The sequence below is a fragment of the Mycobacterium sp. genome (assembly GCF_049281135.1).
Taxonomy (GTDB): Bacteria; Actinomycetota; Actinomycetes; order Mycobacteriales; family Mycobacteriaceae; genus Mycobacterium.
Genome location: NZ_JBAPRN010000590.1, coordinates 1 through 3765, shown reverse-complemented (window position 1 = coordinate 3765; position 3765 = coordinate 1). Strand labels below are relative to the sequence as shown.

The window sequence follows — 3765 nt, the reverse complement described above, 5'->3', positions numbered from 1 at the left end:
CCGTTGTCGAGTGCACGGACGCTCAAACCCACCGACGCTGCGATGTCGGCGACCGTATCGATCTCGGTGGGCTGACTCTCGATCAGTTCCAGCGCGTTGCGGATCGGCTTGGAGCCCGGCACGGCACGGGGCCGGCCGAGTTCCTCGGTGTAGTTATGTGTTTGGCTGACAAGAAGACCCGCCATCATCAAGCGGCCCAGCTGACTGGACATCGCGGGCACCGTAGTCAGCCCGGTAGGATCTTTCAGTTCGCTGTGCAGCAGCGTCAACGCGCGCTGGAACGGCGATGAGCGCGACGGGCTGAATTGCAGGTCAAAGCGCAGCGGCTTGGTGAGAGGCGTAGCCAACATCCCGACCAGCTCCGCTTCAACTGCTGACTGCTCAAAAAGCAGCGTCTCCATGCGGCAATCGTCGGTGAGATACTTCACCACGACCGGATTACCCGGCGAAACCACGACCGCCGATCCATCGGCGACACGCGCGCTGCCGCAGGCACTCGTGATCAGAATCTCTCCGCCGACCGGCAGGCACACCGCAATGAGCGGATAGCACGACGAGCGCACCGTCGAGGTCGAAATCTCCAAGCTACCCAGGCAAAGGTTGGGCAGCTTGCAGGTGGCTACTTCCATGCGCAGGTTCTTGGCCCGGGGGTCAGGCCGGATGCTGACCGTGCTGTAAGCCTGGCTCAGCGCGTCGGTGGCGGTGTCGACATCGCCGGCCGACAATCGCTGAACCGCAGGCCAGCTCGGCTGGGGTGGCGTCGCGGCCGACGCGCGCCAGATTTCTCCTGTCGGTACTGGCGGTCCTTCAGCAGCTGGCCGCCGGCCCGTTGATGGATCGTCATCGACCTGACTTGCCGGCTGGCTTACCCGCCGTGTTCGCGCCGACACGGTCCGCGGGAGCGTGGGCGCCGCATCTGCGGGCAAATAGCGCTGAGCTGTGGTCACGGTCACATGGTAGCTAATTGATAGTCATCTATCAAATAGTAGTCATTTATTGAATACTAGTTTGGCGGCGTTAGCTGCGAGGCCGGGTGCCAGTTACTGCACCGCAACTTGCCCGGCAACCGCGGTGCGGATAGTGAAGCGCGGTGTAGGCGGGCCAGCGCCACACTTCTGGCACAGTCAGCCAACACCGGATGCTGTCCGGCCAGAACTGTCTCGCCGGACCGGAAGCTTCCCGTCTAGTGTCGCCTCACGGTCGAAATCTGCAAAGTTTGGGTAGGCAGCAGAAACAGCGACAACGGTTTCGGTGCAACCCAATTGGAAGAAGTGCATGAATCCTCACCCCGACTGCGATTTCAGCGACGAATTGGACTACCCCTCAGATGGTTGCCCTGAGCCGCCGCCGTCGCCGCGTCGCTGAGCAGCGGTCACCGCAAAGGACGATGATGGCGAAGCCGACGATAACGCTGCTGCGCGCTGTCCTGATTGCCGTGCTCGCGTTGTGTCTATGGACGGCCGCACAGGCCAAGGGCGCCGCCGGATACCCCGCGGTCCCGCCGGACGTGCCAGCGGCGGCCGTTCAGGCAAAGGCAGCCAACGTATGTGTAGCTGGGAGAATAGTCGACCCCGCAGGTAGCCAGACGACGTCGCGCGTCACCTTCGGCAAGGACCCGAATAAACAGTACTGAGTTGTCCACTGGTGCCGACTATCTCGGTGCGGGACCGACCCGTCGGCGTACTGATTAGGTCGCACCAATGACCTGCAGTCCGTCGAAGTACGTATTCTTGACGGAGGATTTCACCTTGCGTCATGCGATACAGAGGAAATACCGATTTATGAAATGTATCCGGCGGTCGATGGCATTCGGCGCGATCGCGATCGGGGCGGGTCTAGCAGCATGCTCGTCCGCTCACCAGGGTGTGCCAACCTCGAGCAAAACCACAGCGCCACAGCAGGTTCACATCCCCGACGCGGTCAAGGTGCCTTCCGGTAACAAGCTTGCTAGTTCGTTCCAGGGCCAGGGAGAGCAGATCTACCAGTGCACCAACAACTCCTGGGCGCTGTCACAACCCGCGGCGATCATCAGCGACAACGGCAACCCCATTGCTCTGCATTCCAAGGGCCCGGTGTGGATTTCGACGGTCGACGGTAGTGAAGTCGGTGCGGCGCCGGTAGCCACCGCCATCGTGAACCACGACGACGCGATACCGGAGCTGCTGTTGAGGGCCACCGAGCATCACGGTGCCGGGCAGTTCGGGTCGGTCACCTACATTCAGCGCCTTGCGACCAAGGGCGGGCTGGCGCCGAAAGGACCATGTGCACACGGAACCCGGGTGAGTAGCCCGTATTCGGCGGTTTACCTCTTTTACACCGCTGGTTGAATCGCGGGCGCTCAACACCAAACAGGACACGAATGACCCCGAAAAGGCAGACATCGACGAGATCGACAACATGACCGTTCGTCAGATGACAGAAGTTTGACACCCTGCAGCCTCAGTGAGTGAGCGCGTCGACAAGGGAGTTACCCGCCTCATGGGCAACCAGATGTCCCACGCCGGGCAGTTCGACATACCTGGCAGCAGGGATCAGTTCGGCAAGTCGTCGGCCGTTGTCCACGGTGATCAAAGGATCCTGGGCGCCGTGGACGATCGTTGTCGGTGCGCTGATGCGGCGCAGCCGCTGCGGCCCATGCCAGGCCATGATCGCCCTCATCTGGTTGACAAGACCGTCGCGCGGTGTGATCCGCCGCATGATCTGATCGCCGAGTTCATCGAGAACCTGCGGGTGCGCGTCAGCGAAACCATCGCCGGTGGTCTGCGCCCACGTCGTGACGAAGTATTCCCGCAGTGAGTGACCCCGGAGCGGTCGGCCCCAGGTCAGGCGCAACACATCAGCGCTCATCGGGGAGTGCGCCGGGGTCGGTGGCCTTGTCGCGACCAGGACGAGCTTTTGAACAACGTCGCTGTGGCGAATTGCGAGCTCCTGCGCGATCATCCCGCCCATCGAAATGCCGAGCACGGCGGCCGGCTCGATACCGCTGTCGTCGAGCACATCGCGGGCATCGTCGGCCAAGTCTTGGATCGTGAACGGACAAGGCGCCGAACGTGACCATCCCGTCCCCCGGTTGTCGATTCGGATGACGTCGTAGCTTTCCTCCAGGCGACTCAACCATTGGCTTGGCCACGCCAGACCGCTGGCCGTCCACCCGTTGAGTAGTAGCAGTGGGGGACCGTTGCCGCTTGCGCGCCAGTGGACCACCGGTCGTGCTTTGGTGGCCATTTCACCTTCGAATACCGACGCGTTTACCCGGCGCCGACGGCGCGTGGTGAGGGCCGCCGTGCGACCGATTGCCGCCGAGCCCATACTGCTGGCCGCCGCCAACGCGCGCCGTACCGCGGCCTCCTGGCGGATCCCGACTTCCATTGCCACGGAGACGGATTCACTTGCTGTGTAGGGTCCTAGCGCCCTCGCCAGGTGAGTTTTGATTACTTCAGGGTCCCGTGGAATCACCGGTTGACCCTGGGGCGAACGCCGTTCGCCTCGACGCGGGGCCGGGTGGACTCGAGGCTATTCGACCGTGGGACAGAGGGTTTACCGATCTGGTCTTTAGTCACGACTGCGTCGAGCCAGTCGAGAATCGTCGGCATGGTCTTACCCCGCATCGTGCTTCCGATGAGCAAGCCGATATGGCCTGCGTTGAGTTCCCGCTCCTCGGCGTTGGTCGACCCGACCAGCGCCGTCAGTGGCTTGACCGAATCGGGCGGTGCGACGTGATCCTTGCTGCCATAGATGTTCAGAAACGGTGTGGTAATGCTGGAC

General features: G+C 62.5%; 4 protein-coding genes and 1 pseudogene. 2 read left to right on the top strand and 3 right to left on the bottom strand.

The window, feature by feature from the left end; genetic code table 11:
* Window positions 1–725, bottom strand: a 725-nt coding sequence (locus tag WAN02_RS23110) for a hypothetical protein (RefSeq protein ID WP_422266747.1), incomplete at its 3' end; no start/stop codon positions are given.
* A gap of 602 nt (window positions 726–1327) precedes the next feature.
* Between WAN02_RS23110 and WAN02_RS23105 the strand changes: the two genes are divergently transcribed.
* On the top strand, window positions 1328–1633 hold the full coding sequence (locus WAN02_RS23105; protein ID WP_422266745.1) for a hypothetical protein: 306 nt from the start codon (window positions 1328–1330) through the stop codon (window positions 1631–1633).
* 169 nt (window positions 1634–1802) lie between these two features.
* Window positions 1803–2327: a DUF3455 domain-containing protein gene (locus WAN02_RS23100; protein WP_422266743.1), complete on the top strand. Its 525-nt coding sequence runs from the start codon at window positions 1803–1805 to the stop codon at window positions 2325–2327.
* A gap of 112 nt (window positions 2328–2439) precedes the next feature.
* Here the strand turns inward: WAN02_RS23100 and WAN02_RS23095 are convergent, their stop codons facing one another.
* Window positions 2440–3369 (bottom strand): alpha/beta fold hydrolase, encoded by a 930-nt coding sequence (locus WAN02_RS23095; protein ID WP_422266749.1) that lies wholly within the window; start codon window positions 3367–3369, stop codon window positions 2440–2442.
* A gap of 83 nt (window positions 3370–3452) precedes the next feature.
* Window positions 3453–3765: pseudogene (locus tag WAN02_RS23090) on the bottom strand (hypothetical protein); the annotation flags it as partial.